Annotated in this window: 17 protein-coding genes; 8 read left to right on the top strand and 9 right to left on the bottom strand. The window is 72.7% G+C overall.

Annotated elements, in window-relative coordinates; all coding sequences use genetic code 11:
- Window positions 1-34: 34 nt before the first annotated feature.
- The 5 genes from IW245_RS05105 to IW245_RS05125 form a co-directional block, all read right to left on the bottom strand.
- Window positions 35-1,036: a GNAT family N-acetyltransferase gene (locus IW245_RS05105; protein ID WP_197002039.1), complete on the bottom strand. Its 1,002-nt coding sequence runs from the start codon at window positions 1,034-1,036 to the stop codon at window positions 35-37.
- Window positions 1,037-1,175: 139 nt separating this feature from the next.
- Window positions 1,176-1,979 (bottom strand): alpha/beta fold hydrolase, encoded by an 804-nt coding sequence (locus tag IW245_RS05110; protein ID WP_197002040.1) that lies wholly within the window; start codon window positions 1,977-1,979, stop codon window positions 1,176-1,178.
- Window positions 1,980-2,267: 288 nt separating this feature from the next.
- A complete protein-coding gene (locus IW245_RS05115) occupies window positions 2,268-2,699 on the bottom strand; it encodes a hypothetical protein (protein WP_197002041.1) in 432 nt (143 codons plus the stop codon).
- 487 nt (window positions 2,700-3,186) lie between these two features.
- Window positions 3,187-3,894, bottom strand: coding sequence for an SGNH/GDSL hydrolase family protein (locus tag IW245_RS05120; protein ID WP_197002042.1), 708 nt, complete (start codon window positions 3,892-3,894; stop codon window positions 3,187-3,189).
- A 190-nt stretch (window positions 3,895-4,084) separates the two neighbouring features.
- Window positions 4,085-5,149 (bottom strand): GDSL-type esterase/lipase family protein, encoded by a 1,065-nt coding sequence (locus tag IW245_RS05125; RefSeq protein WP_231398668.1) that lies wholly within the window; start codon window positions 5,147-5,149, stop codon window positions 4,085-4,087.
- A 282-nt stretch (window positions 5,150-5,431) separates the two neighbouring features.
- Between IW245_RS05125 and IW245_RS05130 the strand changes: the two genes are divergently transcribed.
- The 4 genes from IW245_RS05130 to IW245_RS05145 all read left to right on the top strand — a co-directional run bounded on the left by IW245_RS05130 (window position 5,432) and on the right by IW245_RS05145 (window position 10,750).
- Window positions 5,432-8,557, top strand: coding sequence for an AfsR/SARP family transcriptional regulator (locus IW245_RS05130; protein ID WP_197002044.1), 3,126 nt, complete (start codon window positions 5,432-5,434; stop codon window positions 8,555-8,557).
- A gap of 25 nt (window positions 8,558-8,582) precedes the next feature.
- Entirely contained in the window at window positions 8,583-9,080 is a 498-nt protein-coding gene (locus IW245_RS05135) for a SigE family RNA polymerase sigma factor (protein WP_197002045.1), read from the top strand.
- Window positions 9,077-10,075, top strand: coding sequence for an LCP family protein (locus IW245_RS05140; RefSeq protein WP_197002046.1), 999 nt, complete (start codon window positions 9,077-9,079; stop codon window positions 10,073-10,075). The genes IW245_RS05135 and IW245_RS05140 overlap by 4 nt, the downstream gene beginning before the upstream one ends.
- A gap of 159 nt (window positions 10,076-10,234) precedes the next feature.
- Window positions 10,235-10,750, top strand: a complete 516-nt coding sequence (locus IW245_RS05145; protein ID WP_197002047.1) for a GNAT family N-acetyltransferase — start codon at window positions 10,235-10,237, stop codon at window positions 10,748-10,750.
- On the opposite strand, the gene IW245_RS05150 is transcribed toward IW245_RS05145, so the two are convergent.
- A complete protein-coding gene (locus IW245_RS05150) occupies window positions 10,747-11,919 on the bottom strand; it encodes a helix-turn-helix domain-containing protein (RefSeq protein WP_197002048.1) in 1,173 nt (390 codons plus the stop codon). The genes IW245_RS05145 and IW245_RS05150 overlap by 4 nt on opposite strands.
- A gap of 212 nt (window positions 11,920-12,131) precedes the next feature.
- Here IW245_RS05150 and IW245_RS05155 point away from each other — a divergent pair, with 212 nt between their 5' ends.
- From IW245_RS05155 to IW245_RS05165, 3 genes are read left to right on the top strand one after another with little or no spacing between them, the layout of a single operon-like run.
- Complete coding sequence (locus tag IW245_RS05155) at window positions 12,132-12,311, top strand: hypothetical protein (protein WP_197002049.1); 180 nt, start codon at window positions 12,132-12,134, stop codon at window positions 12,309-12,311.
- Window positions 12,308-12,514, top strand: a complete 207-nt coding sequence (locus IW245_RS05160; RefSeq protein ID WP_197002050.1) for a hypothetical protein — start codon at window positions 12,308-12,310, stop codon at window positions 12,512-12,514. Before IW245_RS05155 ends, IW245_RS05160 begins: the two co-directional genes overlap by 4 nt.
- Window positions 12,507-12,860 carry a hypothetical protein gene (locus IW245_RS05165; protein WP_197002051.1) on the top strand — a complete coding sequence of 118 codons (354 nt, stop codon included), beginning with the start codon at window positions 12,507-12,509 and terminating at the stop codon, window positions 12,858-12,860. Before IW245_RS05160 ends, IW245_RS05165 begins: the two co-directional genes overlap by 8 nt.
- A 27-nt stretch (window positions 12,861-12,887) precedes the next feature.
- Here the strand turns inward: IW245_RS05165 and IW245_RS05170 are convergent, their stop codons facing one another.
- Entirely contained in the window at window positions 12,888-13,304 is a 417-nt protein-coding gene (locus tag IW245_RS05170) for a winged helix-turn-helix transcriptional regulator (RefSeq protein ID WP_233472663.1), read from the bottom strand.
- Window positions 13,305-13,469: 165 nt separating this feature from the next.
- Here IW245_RS05170 and IW245_RS05175 point away from each other — a divergent pair, with 165 nt between their 5' ends.
- On the top strand, window positions 13,470-14,408 hold the full coding sequence (locus tag IW245_RS05175; RefSeq protein WP_197002053.1) for an alpha/beta fold hydrolase: 939 nt from the start codon (window positions 13,470-13,472) through the stop codon (window positions 14,406-14,408).
- Here the strand turns inward: IW245_RS05175 and IW245_RS05180 are convergent.
- The gene (locus tag IW245_RS05180) at window positions 14,385-15,017 is read right to left on the bottom strand and encodes a chloramphenicol phosphotransferase CPT family protein (RefSeq protein WP_197002054.1); all 633 of its coding nucleotides are present in this window, start codon (window positions 15,015-15,017) and stop codon (window positions 14,385-14,387) included. The two genes, IW245_RS05175 and IW245_RS05180, sit on opposite strands and share 24 nt — an antisense overlap.
- Window positions 15,018-15,119: 102 nt before the next feature.
- Window positions 15,120-16,529, bottom strand: a complete 1,410-nt coding sequence (locus IW245_RS05185; RefSeq protein ID WP_233472661.1) for an alkaline phosphatase PhoX — start codon at window positions 16,527-16,529, stop codon at window positions 15,120-15,122.
- Window positions 16,530-16,690: the final 161 nt, after the last annotated feature.

Genomic DNA, 16,690 nt, shown 5'->3' on the forward strand with positions numbered 1-16,690 from the left:
CGACCGGAACCGCTTACCGCCGGGACCGGCGCGGTCACGCCCCGAGCCGGGCGGAGAGCTCGCCGAGCGCCGCCTGCCGGTACTCGGTGGCGGCGCTCACGACAAACCCGACCTGCCGGTTCACGTGCAGCATCGGCACGTTGTCCGCCGCCGACATCGTGCTGACCTGCCCGACCTCCGGGTGCTCCGCGACCAGCCACCGCAGGTTCTCCGCCTTCATCCACCGGCCCAGCCGCCGGCCGCGGTGCGCGGCGAGCACGCTGGTGTCCTGCTGGCGGGCGAGGTCAGGCCGGCTGGCGTGCACCTCGAGGAGGGTGGTGCCGGCGACCGTCCCCGTGGCCTCGTGCACGGCGGCCACCACCCGGGCCTCGCACCCGCGCCGCCGGTCGGCGTCCTCGGAGTCGCGGACCCGCTCCGGGGTCCAGGCCGGCACCGCGAAGTCCAGCTCGCCCCGGGGCGCGTCCCGCAGCGCGTCGCGGGCCGTGGCGTAGGAGGCCAGGAGGTCCTCCGGCGCCCGGCCCGACCACCGGACCAGCCGGTAGCCGGGGACGGCCGGCACCTGCCACAGTGTCCGGTCGGCGGTCGACAGGTCCAGGACCTGCCGGGCGGTGCTCTGCGCGACGGCGAACCCGTGCGCGTCGGCCCACGCAGCCCCCGGTCCGCCGGCCGGCACCCCCTCCAGGATCAGGGTCCGGCGGCCCTCGGCCCGGGCGAGCATGGTCCGCAGCAGTGCGGTGCCCAGGCCCCGCCGGCGCGCGTCGGGGTGCACGGTCCCGTTGACGCCGGCCAGGTCGGTGTTCTCGTCGTCGAACAGGATGAGCAGGGCGACGCCGAGGATCCGGTCGCCGTCCCGGGCCGTCCAGCGGGTCAGACGGCGGCCCGGCGAGGGCGGCATCGCGTACCGGGCGGTCAGGGACCCCCGGGTCGGGGCCGGTTCGCCCGTGCGGTCGACGGCGAGGGCCGCGCGTTCGATCTCGACGAGGTCGTCCCAGTCGGTGTCCGTCGCGGTGGCCGGGTCGAACGGTGCGATGTGCATGATGGCTCCCCGTGTCGCGTTCCGACGACCCACGATAGCGACCGCGACGCTGATCTGGTGCCTGGTGCCTGGTGCCTGGTGCCTGGTGGCCGGTGCCGGTCGGCCGCCAGCTGCCGACGACGCGGCCCGCGCCGGGGCCTCAGGCCGTCCGGGCCAGGAACGACTCCAGTGCCGCGCCGAACGCCTCCGGCCGGTCCAGGTTCACCATGTGCCCCGCCCCGGGCACCGTGACCAGCCGCGCGTCGGCCGCCTCGCCCCGCAGCCGCTCGGCGGCCCGCAGGATGTCCGTCGAGTCCAGGTCGCCGACCACCACGTCGACCGGCATCGCCAGCTCCCCGAACCGGCCGCCCGCCCCGACCTCGACGACCGTGCCCGCGCTGCCGGCGTGCCGGAGCAGCGTGCCCCGGGCCATCGCCGCGCACCGGGCCCGCACCTCGACCCCGACCTGCTCCGGGGCGCGGTGCGGTCCGTCCACCCAGACGCGCAGCAGTGCCTCCAGCAGGGCCCCGGCGTCGCGGGCCGCCACGGCGCGGTCGATCTCCGCCAGGCACGCCAGCACGTACGGATCCGAGAACTCCATACCGCTGTACCCGGGGCCGACCAGCAGCATCGCCGCCACCCGTTCCTGCGCGCGGAGGGCGAAGTCGATCGCGGTCCGGGCGCCCAGGGACAACCCGACGAGGGTCACCCGGTCGAGCCCGAGGTGGTCGAGGAGCCCGGCCAGGTCCTCGGTGGAGGTGAACTCCCCGGCCGGACGGGTCGAGGACTCCCCGTGACTGCGGGCGTCCAACCGGACCACGTCGTGGCCGCCGGCCAGCACCGCGAACTCGACATCCCACTGCGACCGGTCGAGGACCCCCGCGTGCAGCAGCACCACGGGCCGACCCGATCCCGCCCGCTCGTAGGCCAGCTCGCCCTGGCGGACCCGTGCGCGTGACGTCATCGTCCACCCCCTGGTCATCGACCGCTTCCGTGAGCCTAGCCCTTCGTGCCTGGTCGGAGCGGGCTTCGCGTCCGGAGGTCCGATCCGGCTGGCGGGCCAGCGGTCCGTCCGCTATGGTCTCTGCGCCGGGTGACCACCCCGAGCCCGCGAGTCCTCGCCTCGAAACCCCGCGTCCCTGACGCGGAGATTCGAGGCTTTTTTGTGCCCTGAACACAGGTCACGAGGCGCTCGACGAGAGGTGAGAACGCATGGTGATCAATCGGAACCACACCTGGCTGTGGGCCGGTGTCAGAGCCGGTCGAACAGCCAGCGCGGGCCGGCCGTTGTCGCGCCGAGCGCCCTCACCCGGTCGCGCAGTCCCCGGTCGGCCGTCACCACCGTGACCATGCGGCCGGGGTCGGCGGCCAGCGCTTCCGCCACGAGTGCCACGATCCGGTCGTCCCCGGAGCCCGGAGCGTGCACGACCGTGACCCGGCCACCCGCCGACGGGCCCGGAGCCGCAGGCGTGCCCGGCACCGCGGCGTGCGGATCGGCCGGACGATCGGGGCCGGCCCTGTCGACCCGCGCCCGGCCCTCCGTGACGAGAACGAGGGCGTCGTCACCCCGGTATCCGTCGAGTTCCGCCAACAGGCGGCGGGTGGCACCGGCGCGGTCCCGCCACCAGCCGTCCGGGCGTGAGCCGACCACGTTGGCGGCGTCGACCACAATCAGGGGCTGCACGGTCCCAGCCTGACAGACGAGCGGCGCCCACCCCCATGGCCAGGGCGGACGCCGCTCGTTCCCTTCGCACCCCCGGCTGTGACGGGCGGGATACTCGTGGACATCGAGGGTGCGGTTGCAGGCGCCAGCCGCAAGGTGGTGAGCTGTCCGGAGAGGGTTGGGTTCTCCTGCGCCTGACCCGACGTTACGCCCGGTTCCGCCGCCGGTGATTCGCCTGATCAGTCAGTCCGAGGTGGCCGTCCGAGCGCCTCTGACCTGCCCGGACGTCCAGGTCGGTCCGGTTTTGGCCCTACAAGGGACCCTGGCGGAGTAGGCTGCCCGGCCATCCCGGAACCGTGGGGGAGCGAGCCCCTGCCCCAGGCCCCGGGGCGCCCACGGCCGTCACCTGGGCGCACGCCGCGGCCGCGCGCCCGCGACCAGCGCCGCGCGTGGACGTCCGGCTCGGAACGGACCCGAGCTGTGTCCGGTCCGCCGAACCCGCTGGACATCACCCCGCGTCCGGGCTGACCCCCAGGGACCTCCACCACGCCGAGCGGATCGCGTGCGCGCCGAAGGCGTTCGGCTCGACCACGCCGCAGTACCAGAGAGCCGGGTCGGCGGGGCGGGGCTCCGGCCCCGACGGGTCGCCGGCCGTCACGCCGTGCCCGTGGAACGCCGCACGCAGGTCGACCACTGTCGCGCCGTGCGCTGCGGCCACGCCGGCCAACGCCGTGTTGTACTCGCCGATCACCGCCGGGCCGCCCGGCCACGGGTCCAGGCCGGAGCCGGGGACCTCACCGGTGCCGTCGCTCGGGTCGTACACCGTGCCGACCAGCAGCGGACCGTCGCCGAGCCGGGCGCGCAGGGCGGCCAGGACCGCGTGCGTGCGGCCGGTGACGTCGTCGAGTTCGGCGCGGGCGGCCGCGGAGTCGCCGTAGCGGCGCAGCAGGTCGTTGCCGCCGATCGTCACCCTGGCCAGGGCGAGGTCGCCACCGGGCAGGTTCGGCAGCTGGTACGCGAGCAGGTCGGCGCTGGTCGCGCCGTCCCGGGCGAGGGGAACGAACCCGATTCCCGGGTGCCGGGTGGCCAGGTCCCGGCCGGCCCAGGCCGGGAAGTCGGCGTCCCGGTTGCGGTACAACAGGCTCGCGGCCCCGTGGCCGGGGCCGCCGGAGTAGTCGTCGATGGACATCGAGTCACCCAGGGCGGCGTAGAACATCCGCCGAGTATGGGCACCCGGTCCTGGGCCGGCAACGCGAATAGCGGTCGCGGGTGGGGGCCGGTACCCGTCAAGGTCGCGGTCTTCGTGGGCCGATCCTGCCCGGTCCGGCCGACGGCCACCGGCCCGACAACGGGAGCCGACCGCCGTCCCGGAGGGCGCGCTCCGGGACGGCGGTCGGCGGGCCGGGTCAGGACAGTGTCATGCCCGCCGGCCCCTGACCTGCCGTGTTCCTGCAGGACCGACTCGCCGCGGTGCTCGCCGCCGACAGCGCCAGACACCTCCCCAGGGCCTGCTGGCCGTACGCGTTCGGGTGGAACGACTCCCGGACGTCCCCGGGCGAGGACGTGTACCCGGTGACCAGCCACCGCACCCACTCGCTGCTCGCCCCGGACGCCGGATGCGTCGCGTCGACCTGCCGGCTGCCGGTCGAGCACACCTCGCGGCCCTCGAACGCGTCGCGCAGGTCCAGGAAGCGTGCGCCCCGGTCGGCGGCCACCTCCGCGATCATGTCGTCGAGCTGGTTGGTGAGGGTGTCGCGGGCCCAGTCGAGGTCCCCGTCCCAGAACGGGCAGCCGCCGGTGTTGGTGCGGGTCCAGCCGTACTCGCCGTAGCGGTTGCCCGAGGCGCGCGAAACAGGGGACGGCGAGGACTGCACGATCAACGTGTAGCTCGTGGCGGAGTAGCCCGCGCCGGACATCACGGCGCGGATCTCGTCCACGGCCTTGCCGACCGACGCGCGGACGGCATCGATCTTCTGGTCGACGACGGTCTGCTGGTCTGGGTTGCAGTAGTAGTACAGCATGTACGCCTTCACGCACGCTGTGATGATGTCGGCGAACCCGAGGTCGTTGCCCCCGATCGTGAGCGCGATCAGCTTCACGTTCTTGGCGCGGGCGATGGCCGCGAGCTGGTCGGCCTGCGGCGCCTCGCCCTTGAACGCGACGCCGCCGTTGGACGCGCGGAACACGTTGGCCGTGGTGGCGCCCGAGCAGGCGAGGTTCACGCGTTCGGTGACGTTGAGTGCCGCCGAGCGGATCGGGGCCGTGTCGGAGCGGTCGCAGGCGTTGTCGTAGGAGGTGCCGTAGACCCGGTGCGGGTCGGCCGTGCCGGCGGAGTAGGAGCGGTCGGTGCCGTCGAACGAGCCGGTCGTGGACAGGCTGTTGCCCTGCCACCGGCCAGCCTCGCCCGAGGCGTAGCTGTCACCGAGCGCGACGGCTGCCGTGGGAAGGGCCGCCTGGGCGGGCGTACCCAATAAATTGATGCTTATCAATGCTGAAACGGACAGTGCGACTGTCCAGAAGCGAGCGCGGGGCATGGCGGGACCTCTTAAAGGTGCAGGTGGGCGGGACACTGCACGTCCGAGAGCACCTGCCCCCACAGGGTGCTCGGCCGTAAGTTACCGGTTAGTATGAGCACGGTCACACCCCCGGGACAATCCCCGTTTCGTGTTCGGTCCACCGCACCGAGTAGTCGACGGAGGGTAGTGACGAACGTCTACTAGGCCATTCGCGCCCGGCCGGGTACTTTTCCCGCCATGTGGGTGGGACTGTTGGGGCCGGTCGAGGTCCGGCACGACGGGGTGGCCCTTCCGCTCGGGTCGGCGATGCAACGCACCGTGCTCGCGTTGCTGGCGCTCGACGCCGGCCGGGTCGTCTCCGTCGACCGGCTCGTGGACGGGCTGTGGGCCGAGGCGCCGCCGGAGCGCACCTCCGGCCTGATCCAGACCTACATCTCCCGGCTGCGCGCGGCGTTCCGGCCCGCCGGGGTGGACATCCGTCGCAGCGGCAACGGGTACGTGCTGGAGATCCCGCCCGCCGACGTCGACGCCCGGGCCTTCCAGTCGGCCGTGGCCGCCGCGCTCGCCGCCGCCGACCCGGCCCCGCTGCGGGCGGCCCTCGCGCTGTGGCGCGGCGACCCGCTGGGCGACCTGCGGTCCACGCCCCTCGTCGACCGGATCCGCGCGGGCCTCGCCGAGGAGCACCTGACCGCCGTCGAGGAGTGCCTCGACCGGGAGCTGCGCGCCGGCCGGCACCGCGAGATCGTCGGGGAACTGGCCCGGCTGCACGCCGAGCACCCGCTGCGGGAACGGTTCCTGTCCCTGCTGCTGCTCGCGCTGTTCCGCGACGGCCGGCAGTCCGAGGCCCTGCAACGCTACGAGGACGCCCGCCGGCACCTCGCCGACGAACTCGGCCTGGACCCCACGCCGGAGCTCGCCGACCTGCACGGCCGGATCCTGCGCAACGACCCCGGCCTGAACCCCGCCCCGCCGGTCGCGGTCCGGGTGCCCCGGCTGCTGCCGTACGACGTGCGGGACTTCACCGGGCGGGTCGCGGAGCTGGCGTACCTGATGACGCTCGCCGAGGGGGTCGCGCACACCGTCGTCATCTCCGCCATCGACGGCATGCCCGGGATCGGCAAGACCGCGATGGCTGTGCACATCGCGCACGCGCTCGCCGACCGGTTCCCCGACGGCCAGCTGTTCGTCGACCTGCACGGGTACACCCCGGGCCGCACGCCCGTCGACAGCGCCGCCGCGCTGCGCCTGCTGCTGCGCGCCCTCGGGGTCGCAGAGCACCAGCTGCCCGCGGACCCCGACGAGCGGGCCGCCCTCTGGCGCGACCAGCTCGCCGGCCGCCGGGTGCTGATCCTGCTCGACAACGCCGCCGACGCCGCGCAGGTCCGGCCGCTGCTGCCCGGTACCCCCGGAAGTCTGGTCCTGATCACCAGCCGACGCCGGTTGACCACCCTCGACGGCGCCGAGTCGCTGCTGCTGGAGGTCCTGCCCGCCGAGGACGCGCACGCCCTGTTCGTGGCCGTCGCCGGCGACGCGGTGCTCGCCGAGCCCGACGCCGTCGCCGAGGTGCTCCGGCTGTGCGGGTACCTGCCGCTGGCGGTGCGGATCGCCGCGGCCCGGATCGGGTTGCGCCGGCACCGCCCGGTCGAGCGGCTCGCCCAGCTGCTGGGCGCCGAACACCAGCGCCTCGCCGAGCTGTCCCTCGACGACCGGGACGTGACCGCGGCGTTCAACCTGTCCTACGACGCGCTGCCCGCCGACCAGCGCTGGCTGTTCCGCCTGCTGGGCCTGCACCCGGGCGCGGACTTCGAACCGCACTCCGTGGCCGCGCTCGCCGGGCGCACCCCCGACGCCGCAGAGCGCCTCCTCGAGCGCCTCGCCGACGCGCACCTGCTGCTGCGCGGCACCGGCGACCGCTACACCTTCCACGACCTCCTGCGGGTGTACGCCGCCGACCGGGCCGCCGACCTCGCCCCCGCCGACCGCGACGCCGCCCTGGCCAGGCTGTTCGACCACTACCTCGCCACGGCCGGCGCGGCGGTCGGCCTGACCGGGCTGGTGATGCCGCCCGGCAGGTACCCGGCCCCGGTCGTCGGGCACCCCACCCCGGTGGAGTTCGGCACGAAGGACGAGGCGCTGGCCTGGCTGACCGCCGAGCGGGCCGGCCTGATCGCCGCCGCCGAGCTGGCCCCGGCCGCCGGACACCCCCGATTCGGGTACGACCTGGCCACGACCACCATGCGCTACCTCGACGCGCACGCCCACTACGCCGACGCCCTGGCCCTCTACGGCCACGCCCTGCGGGGCGCGGAGGACGCCGCCGACCGCGCCGGCCAGGCCGACCTGTTGCGGTTCACCGGCCAGATCCACTTCCGCCGGGCCAGCTACGACGTGGCCGCCGAGCACGTCGGACGGGCCATGCTGCTGCACCGCGCCGAGGGCGACCAGGCCGGCGAGGCCGGAGCACTCGACGTCCTCGGCATGATCCACGGTCACAGGGGCGAGCTCGACCAGGCCCTGATCTGCCTCCAACAGGCCCTCGACCTGCACCGCGCCACCGGCTACCGGGTCGGCGAGACCGTCGCCCTGAGCACCATCGGCGGCATCTACGGCCGGCTCGGCGACTACCGCAGGGCCGGGGACCACTTCCGCCAGGCGCTCGCGGGCAGCCACGACGTCGGCAACCGGGAGATCGAGGGCACGGCGCTGGCGAACCTGGCCACGGTGTACCAGCGGCTCGGCCGGTACGAGGAGGCCCTCGACCACTGCCGCCGCGCCCTGGCCGTCACCCGCGAGACCGGCAACCGGCGCGGCGAGGCCAACGCCCTGGCCAACCTCGGCCTGATCTACGGCCGGCTCGACCGCCCCGCCCTCGCCCTCGACCACTACGAACAGTCCCGCCGCCTGCACCGCGAGATCGGCCACCGGTCCTCGGAGGGCTACACCCTGACCGGTGTCGGCGACATCCACCACCGCGCCGGCGACCACGACCTGGCCCTCGAGCACCACCGCCGCGCCCTGGACCTCAGCCGCGAACTCGGCGACCGCAACCTCGAGGCGCACGCCCTCAACGGCCTGGGCGCGGCCAGCCTGGCCCTGGGCTCCGCCGACCAGGCCCTCGTCTGGCACACCCGGGCCGAGGCGGTGTCCCTCGACACCGGCGACGCGTACTCGCAGGCCAGAGCCGTCGAGGGCCTCGGACACGCGCACCATGCTCGCGGCGCGATCACCTCCGCCGTGACCTGCTGGGAGCACGCGCTGTTGATGTACGCCCGGCTCGGGGTCGCCGAGGAGGGCACCCTGCGGGAACACCTGGAAGGTTTCGCGTCCCGCGACGCAATGGTCCGGCCCACCCCGACCGTCTGAGAGGGGAAGCCCCTCGGAGGTGATGGTGCGGTTCGAAGAATTCGTCGACAACCGGCTCGACGCCCTGCTGCGATACGCGGTGGTGCTCACCGGCGACCCCCACCTAGCCCAGGACGTCGTCCAGGAGACGATGGTCCGCGCCCAGTTGAAATGGCGGCGGATCAGCAACGCCGACCGGCCGGAGCCGTACGTGAAGCGGATGCTCACGAACGTCTACCTCGACTGGCGGCGCGGCCCCTGGTGGCGCCGGGTACTGCTGCGCGGCGACGACACCCCCGACCCGCCGGTGCCGACCGACCACGCCCAGGCGGCGGTCGAACGGGACGCGATGTGGCTGCTGCTGGCCGGGCTGCCCCGCCGGCAACGCGCCGCCGTCGTGCTCCGCTACTACGAGGGACTTCCCGACGCCGAGATCGCCGACGTACTCGGCTGCGCGGTCGGCACCGTGCGCGCACACATCAGTCGGGCCCTGGCAACCCTGCGCACGCAGCTCCGCCCGGTCACCGTGGGAGGGGAACAATGATCGAGGACGACATCCGCGCGACCCTGACCCGGCACGAGCCGCTCACCCCCGACGGGACGGCGCTGCGGCCCAGGATCGCCGCCGAGGCGCGCCGCCGCCGACGCCGGAACCGGATCGGCCAGGTACTCGCCGGCATCCTGGTGTTCGCCGTGGCGGCGGCGGTGCCGGTCGCGTGGCGGGCGACCCGGCATCCGGTACCCCCCGCGGGCCCTCCGGCAGCGCAGCCGCCGGCCCCGCGCGACTTCCTGCTGATCGGCACCGACCGCCCGGCGGGCTCGCCCGACCCGACCCGCGCCGACGCCGTCATGCTCGCCCACGTCTTCGCCGACGGGCGGAGCGCCGCCCTCGTGTCGTTCCCGCGCGACACCCTGGTCCCGTTCGCCGGCCGCCAGGAGAAGATCAGCCAGGTGTACGCCCTCGGCGGCGCCCCGGCCCTCACCCGCGTCGTCTCCGACCTGGTCGGCATACGGATCGACGGGGCGGTGACCATGGACTTCACGGGCCTGCGCGGCGTGACCGACGCCGTCGGCGGGGTGGACCTGTGCCTGGAAATCCCGTTCCAGTCCATCCACACCCACCGGGTCTTCCCCGCAGGCTGCCGGCACTACTCCGGCACGGAGGCGGTGGACTTCGTCCGGCAGCGCTACAACCTGCCCTTCGGCGACCTCAGCCGGATCCGGAACGAACAGCAGCTGTTCACAGCGCTCGCCCGTCGCCTTGACGGGATGGGGACGGCGGACCTGGTCGGACTCGTCCGGGCGGCAGGACCGGCGATCACGGTGGACATGGGGGTGCTCGACCTGGCCCGGCTGGTGGGGGAGTTGCGCGGTCTGCGGGCTGAGCACGTCGTGGCGGTCACGGTGCCGACCCGGTCGGTCAACGGGCCCGACGACTATCTGGGGGAGGGGACCGAGCCCGGGGCCGCCGAGCTGTTCCGCGCGGTCCGCGAGGACACCCTGATGGAATGGATCGCGGCCCACCCGCCGCCCCGCTGACGCCGCTCGGCGTGACATGATCGCTGAATCCGGCCGGAACATGGGCTTGCGGCCGGAACAGCGAACATCCCGGCGGGCGGCGCGGGTTGCCGAACCGCTGTGCCCGGGGCTCCGGGGAATCCGATGGCGCCACGCGACCGGGCCGTCCAGAATCGCGGGATGGCCGACGTGGAGCTGTCCGACGGTGTCATCACTCTGTCCCCGCCGCGCCCGGACAATGTGGACGCGCACCTCGCGGGGGAGGACGCGCCGCTCGTCCGCTGGCTCAACGGCGGGCCCGGCACCCGGGAGGGCGTCGAGGCGTACTTCCGGCACTGCCGGGAACAGTGGGACACCGCCGGTCCGCTGCGCGCCTTCGGCATCAGGGTCGCTGGGACCCTCGCCGGGACGGTCGACCTGCGGTTCGAGGGCGAGGGCCTGGCACCCGGCCAGGTGAACGTCGCCTACGGCCTGTACCCGTCCTTCCGGGGGCGCGGCCTGGCCACCCGCGCGGTGCTCCTGGTGCTCCGGTACGCGGCGGGCGCGGGCGGTCGGGAAGCGGTGATCCAGGTGGAGCCGGACAATCCCGCGTCAGCGGCGGTCGCCCTGCGGTCAGGGTTCGGCCCCGGCCAGGGGACAGTCGGCTCCGACGGCACGCGCTATGACCGGTACACCAGGGACCTGGCGGGCCATTAGCACATGGCTGACCTCAGACGATCCGTGAACTCCTCGGTCCGCAGCTCGCCCGGGTATCTCTCGTGCAGGGCGGACTCGAGTTCGCTGGCCACCATGACCAGCGACGGCAGGGACCGACGGTCGCCGCTGAGGGCCTCAGCGCCCTTCGCCAGCGCGTCCTCGAGGTTTCCGGTGCGCGCCGCGACCACTCCGAGCGTCAGACGTGCCTCAGCGGCGCGCATCGGCGACACCTCGACGCCATGGGGTCGTTGCGATCGCGCGATGACCTGACGCGCGTGGGTCGCGGCAAGCTCATCCGCTCCCGCCAAGCGGTAGGCGTCCATCGCGTAGAAGTCCCACTTGTCGGGGTCGACAACGAAGTGATGGTCGGGACGGTCGGGGCGGGGCAGGACCGACAACAGATCCGCTCCCTCGTCGAGCGCGCTTCTGACGGCCTCGATGTCCCCCAGTCGGGCGTAGGCCTTCGCTCTCTGCGCCAATAGCTGGACCGTGACCGACTCGGAATGGGCGATCATGATTCCGGCGTTCGCCTCCGTGACGACGCGACCGTAGCGTCCCTGGGTGAGGGCGAACCACGCTCTCATCTCATGGGTCCAGGCGAGGATCTCGGCGTTGCCGGCCTCATGCGCGAGTTGCCGGGCGGCGACGCGGGTGGACTCCGCGCCGGCTCGCATCCCCATGTCGTACTCGACGCATCCGATCAACAGGGCCAACCGTCCGGCGGCGACGAGCAGATCCCTGTGCTGCTGGAGGCCGACGGGTCGATGGAGCAGCGTGACCACATGGCGTAGCCATTCCTGGGATTCGCGCCTGAGGTCCGTGGCGTCCCGATAGGGGTACTGGCAGCACAGCTCGAAGATGGTGGAATCAAGCGCCTCCAGCGTCGAAGCTGACGTGTCGGAGGACTGGATTCTCAGGAGGAGGTCCGCGGTCTGCCATGGCTGAGAGTCACGCGCGGCGGCGATGTCGAGGTGTGCGGCGGACATCAGCTCGCCCCGCGCGCCGAGCGCCGCATCGCATGCCTTCGCCACGGCCGCGCTCGGCAGCTTCTTTCCGTTGGCGATCTTCGACAGATAGCCCTTGTCGAAGGAGGCCAGTTCGGCAAGCCTGCCCAGGCTCACCCCGCGCTCGGCCATGAGGTGCCTGAGGGTCTCGCCGAAGGATGCCATGTCCGTCACCTGTCGCACATTGCCATGATCAGTGGGCGTTCCCCGGGGTTGCCGTGTTGCCCATCATGACGGGCAACTCAGACAACTCCCGCACGCCCACTGTAGTCGGCAGGCTGTGTGCAGGGCGCTCCCCGTTGGTGGTATCCGCATCGCGGAATGGTGGTTCCGAGCCGTCGGCGGGGAGCGGCCCACTCAGCTGAGAGGGGCGGGACATGGACAACGCTGGTGTGATGTCGGTCGAGGAGGCCAGGGCGGTCATGCTGACGCACACGGAGTCGCCCGGTGGCTGGTGTCTGGGATGCCGCAGGCCGGGAACCCCGGACATCCTGTGGCCGTGCGAGGGCCGGAGGTTCGCGTACCAGGTGCTGATCGCGCGGGGACTCCTGGCGTGAGCGCCGAACGACCGGCCGGGACGATGTCCCCGGTCAAGGCGCTGATCCGTCTCCTGGCCGAGCTGGTGCTGGAGCTGCACAGGCCGGTCGACGGCGTCGACGTGTGCGTCGGGTGCGCGATGGCGTCAGGTACCGGTCAGACGTTTCCCTGCTGGCCGGCGAACGCCGCGCGGGACGCCCTGGAGGTGGTGGACGGTGGGTGACTACTACTCGGCGGCGGCCCAGGTCGTGCGGACCAGGGCGGCGGCTCACCGGGCCGGCGACGACCCGGCTCCGGAGCCGCCGCGCCGGTTCGCCTTGCGGCGCTGGCGCGATGACACGGGCGTGAGTGGGCTGGGGATCGTGGCCTACGGCGTCGCGTGGACCGATGACAAGGTCGTCCTGCGGTGGCTGGGGACGACCACCGGTGTGGCTCAGGTCTGCGTGTTCGATTCCCTCGACGACCTGATGCGTATCCACGGGCACGGTGGTCGGTCGGAGGTCGTGTGGGTGGACCCGCACTCGATCGACCTGGCCGCCGATGTCCGCATCGGCGGATACGTCGACTGAACGGCCCGGGCGGGCCTTCGACCCTCCTCAGGGCATCCGGCGCGGCTCGCCCAGGTGGGTGTCGTCAGGGCCGACCGCGCTGCCGTCCGGCCGGACGAGCCTGAGCCTCGCCAACGGCTCGCCGGTCGTCCGGTCGATCAGCGGGACGTACTCCTCCCCGGGCGCGACCGCGTGCTCCTCGCCCCACTGGCGGAGGGCGACGATCACGTCGAACAGCCCGCGGCCCTCGTCGGTGAGGACGTACTCGCGGTAGCTGGTGCCGTCCGACGCCGGCTCGCTGCGCAGGACGCCCGCGTCGACGAGGGTGCGGAGCCGGGTGCTGAGGATGTTCTTGGCGACGCCGAGGCCGCGGTGGAACTGTCCGAAGCGTCGTACCCCGCAGAACGCGTCCCGGATGATCAGCAGGGACCACTTGTCGCCCAGGAGGTCGACCGTGCGGGCCACGGGGCAACCGGAAAGTGTTGTCGGCATGTCCATGCGATCGCCTTTCTCGACGGTCCACCCAGGCTGGTTGCATATCAAAACCAGTCAACCTATGCTCGTGACGGTTTCAATTTACTACCAGTTTCCCGCGACGGGCGGGCAGCTCGACCTCAGGGAGAACACGCCGTGATCGCCCCGCACGAGACCTTCGGTGGAACCTACCCGTTCCGCCCGCACTTCAGCTCCGCGCCCGGGTTCACGATGCACTACGTCGACGAGGGCGCCGGGCCCGTCCTCCTGTGCCTGCACGGCGAGCCCACCTGGGGGTACCTGTTCCGCGACCTGGTGCACCGGTTCTCCGCGGGTCACCGGGTGGTCGTACCCGATCACATGGGTTTCGGGAAGAGCGAGACGCCGGCGGACCGGTCCTACCTGGTCCAGGATCACATCGACAATCTTGAGGCGTTCGTCCTCGACCTCGACCTGCACGACATCACGCTCGTCCTGCACGACTTCGGCGGACCGGTCGGCATGGGGCTCGCCGCCCGGCGTCCGGAGCGGGTCGCGCGGGTCGTCTCCGTCAACGGCCCGACGCCGTTCGGGCAGCCCGGGCTGGGCGCGGCGTTGGCGGGCAACGCCGACGAGGCTCCGTGGTTCCGGTGGATCGCCCGGGCGCACCGGGACGGCAGGCTGGAGAGCGTGCTCGGTGAACTGGGCTACCACATCCTGAGCACGCTCAAGCTCAACGGGTTCGAGAACAACCAGGTCATCTCCGACACGTGGATCGAGGCGTACGGCGCGGCGTTCCCGACGCCGGCGGAGGCACTGGGCGCGATCGGGTGGGCGAAGGGGCTCGCGACCGGCGCGCACGTCTTCGAGGAGCCGAGCGGTGCGGCCCGGGCGGCACTGGCCGGGGTTCCGGCGCTGGCCGTCTGGGGGAGCGCCGACCGGACCCTGAACGGCGGATACTTTCTCCCCCTGTTCCGGGAGGCCTTCCCCGGTGGGACCGTCGCCGAGCTGCCCGGGGTCGGGCACTACGCCTTCGAGGACGCGCCGGAGGCGATCGCCGGGCTCCTGGCGGAGTTCCTCGACACCACGAGTTCAGCGGTCACGGTCGCGTCGTAGGACGGCGAACGCGGCGGGCGGTGGCCCCTGGTCGCGTCGGGTGAGGACGCATCGTGCGATGTCGCTGGCGGGAGCTGTGCCGGTGTCGACGTCGAGGTCGTAATGCCCGTGGGCGTGGACGGTGCGCAGATGCCCCCGGGCCAGGCCGGCGCGACCGCGGGGTCCACGGGCGCGTTCGCGTTCCTCGAGGACTGGCAGCGGACAGTGCACGCCGACGAAGAGCACGTCCAGGCCGGTCAGGGCGTCCAGCCAGTCGTCGAGGAGCTCGGGCGCGAGGAGCATCTCGTCGATGACGAGGTTGTTGCCAGCCACGGTCAGCGCCGCGATGGACGCGTGCATGGCGCGCAGCATGCGCCGTCCGGTGTCGCCGTAGCGGATGACGGTCAATGGTGCACCGTCGTCGTCGGACTCGTCGTAGTGGAAACCGTCCCGGCTGAGCGGGCCGGCCCGGCCGCCGCCCCACTTCTCCGGCACCATCGCGAAGAAGGAGTCGATGCCCGCGAGCAGGTAGGGCTGTGGGCTCAGCTCCTGGATCGCGTGCGCGAGGGTGGTCTTTCCGGCGCTGGAGGTGCCGTTGAGGAAGATGACCCGCCCGCGCTGCCCGCCCATGCCGGCCAGCATCCCACGCGCCGACGGCCCCTGCCGGCCCGGCTTCCCGCACGGAGCGGCCCCCGTACCTCCAGGGAACGGGGGCCGCGTCGCGGATGGTGTCTAGTACACGTCGGGCGTGCGGTCCACCGCGCCCCACGGGCCGAGGATCGCGAACACGTAGCCGGGGGTCTGGATGTTCGCGAACAGGATCCGCGCGTCCCCGCTGAACACCGGGCCGGTGAACTCGCTGTCGTTGAGCTCGTTGCGGGCCATCGGGTAGGACTTGCCCTGCCGGTTCACGCCGACGAGGTGCGACACGCCCTCGCCGTCCTCGGCGAGGATGACGCCGCCGTAGGGGGAGACCGTGATGTTGTCCGGGCCGTCGTAGTTGCCGGTGTCCGCCGACGGGTCCGGGTTCACGCCGAAGATGGTCTTCAGGGTGACGGTCTGGGTGGCCGGGTCGTAGTACCAGACCTGGCCGTCGTGCTCCTTGGTGCTGCCGTCGGACAGCCGGGCGAAGCTGGCGACGAAGTAGACGCCGTTGTCGGCCCACCACTGGCCCTCGAGCTTGCGGCTGCGGGTGACCTGGTCGTTGGTGAACTGCTTGCGCACGGAGAGGGTCCGGCCGTCGCGGTCGGGCACGTTGACCCACTTCACCGAGTACTTGGTGCCCGGCACGGTCGCCTCGCACAGGTCGGCGACGTGGTTCATGCCGTCGTAGCAGCTCATGGCCTCCAGGGTGCCGGCGGTGTCGCCACCGGGGCTGAGGGCCAGGTCGCGCAGGGCGCCCTTCCGGCCGGTCCAGCCGGCCGGCGGGGTCCAGCGGTAGTACAGGCCGTGCGGGTTGTTGGCGTCCTCGGTCTCGTAGATCTGGTGGGTGGTCGGGTCGACGGCCACGGCCTCGTGCGCGAACCGGCCGAGGAACTTCAGCGGCACGGGGTTCTTGTTGGCGTCGTTGTCGATCGGGTCGACCTCGAAGACGTAGCCGTGGTCCTTCTGGTACTTGGCGTTGGCCTTCTGCTCGGTCTCCTCACAGGTCAGCCACGTCTTCCACGGCGTGATGCCGCCGGCGCAGTTCTGCAGGGTGCCGGCGAGGCTGACGTACTCGCGGACCCGCACGCCACACCTGTCGGTGTCGATGTTCGTGGTGCCGCCCGGCGCGCCCGGGTCGTAGGTGAAGCCCGGCAGGGCCGGCACCGGGAACGGCTGGCCGCTCATCTCGTGGTTGTTGACGAGGACGAAGCCCTCGGAGCTGCGGAACCAGCCGGTGCCGTCGGGACACCCGGGCGTCGGCTGACCGCTCACCAGGGTGGTGACACCGGTCTGGGCGACGATCTCGTACGTGAAGCCGGGCGGGAGGGCGAGCAGGCCCTTCGGGTCGGCGACGAGCGCGCCGTAGGTGCCGTCCGGGCGCCAGGCCTGGGCGGCGACGGGGCCGGCGATGGCCTCGATGCTACCGGCGACGACGATGCCGAGGCCGCCGACCGCGCTGGTGCGCAGCAGGGTACGACGAGACAGTGGTGACGTCACGGTGGACACCTTCCAGTGGAAGCCGGGGGTACTAGGAGCACCCAAGTCAGACCGTCCTAATACTCCGGCCGCAGCGGGTGAAGTCCAGGCGAACAGCGGGCAAATCCCTGAAATCCCGCTGTCCGGGACGGTCCAGAACACCATCGCCCCTGGTCAGACAT

This window comes from Longispora fulva, assembly GCF_015751905.1.
GTDB classification, from domain to species: Bacteria; Actinomycetota; Actinomycetes; order Mycobacteriales; family Micromonosporaceae; genus Longispora; species Longispora fulva.

Bases quoted from the DNA above. Each gene is read 5' to 3' on its own strand.
- IW245_RS05105 (WP_197002039.1), bottom strand. From the start codon at position 1,036: ATGCACATCGCACCGTTCGACCCGGCCACCGCGACGGACACCGACTGG.
- IW245_RS05110 (WP_197002040.1), bottom strand. From the start codon at position 1,979: ATGACGTCACGCGCACGGGTCCGCCAGGGCGAGCTGGCCTACGAGCGG.
- IW245_RS05120 (WP_197002042.1), bottom strand. From the start codon at position 3,894: ATGTTCTACGCCGCCCTGGGTGACTCGATGTCCATCGACGACTACTCC.
- IW245_RS05130 (WP_197002044.1), top strand. From the start codon at position 5,432: ATGTGGGTGGGACTGTTGGGGCCGGTCGAGGTCCGGCACGACGGGGTG.
- IW245_RS05140 (WP_197002046.1), top strand. From the start codon at position 9,077: ATGATCGAGGACGACATCCGCGCGACCCTGACCCGGCACGAGCCGCTC.
- IW245_RS05145 (WP_197002047.1), top strand. From the start codon at position 10,235: ATGGCCGACGTGGAGCTGTCCGACGGTGTCATCACTCTGTCCCCGCCG.
- IW245_RS05150 (WP_197002048.1), bottom strand. From the start codon at position 11,919: ATGGCATCCTTCGGCGAGACCCTCAGGCACCTCATGGCCGAGCGCGGG.
- IW245_RS05155 (WP_197002049.1), top strand. From the start codon at position 12,132: ATGGACAACGCTGGTGTGATGTCGGTCGAGGAGGCCAGGGCGGTCATG.
- IW245_RS05180 (WP_197002054.1), bottom strand. From the start codon at position 15,017: ATGGGCGGGCAGCGCGGGCGGGTCATCTTCCTCAACGGCACCTCCAGC.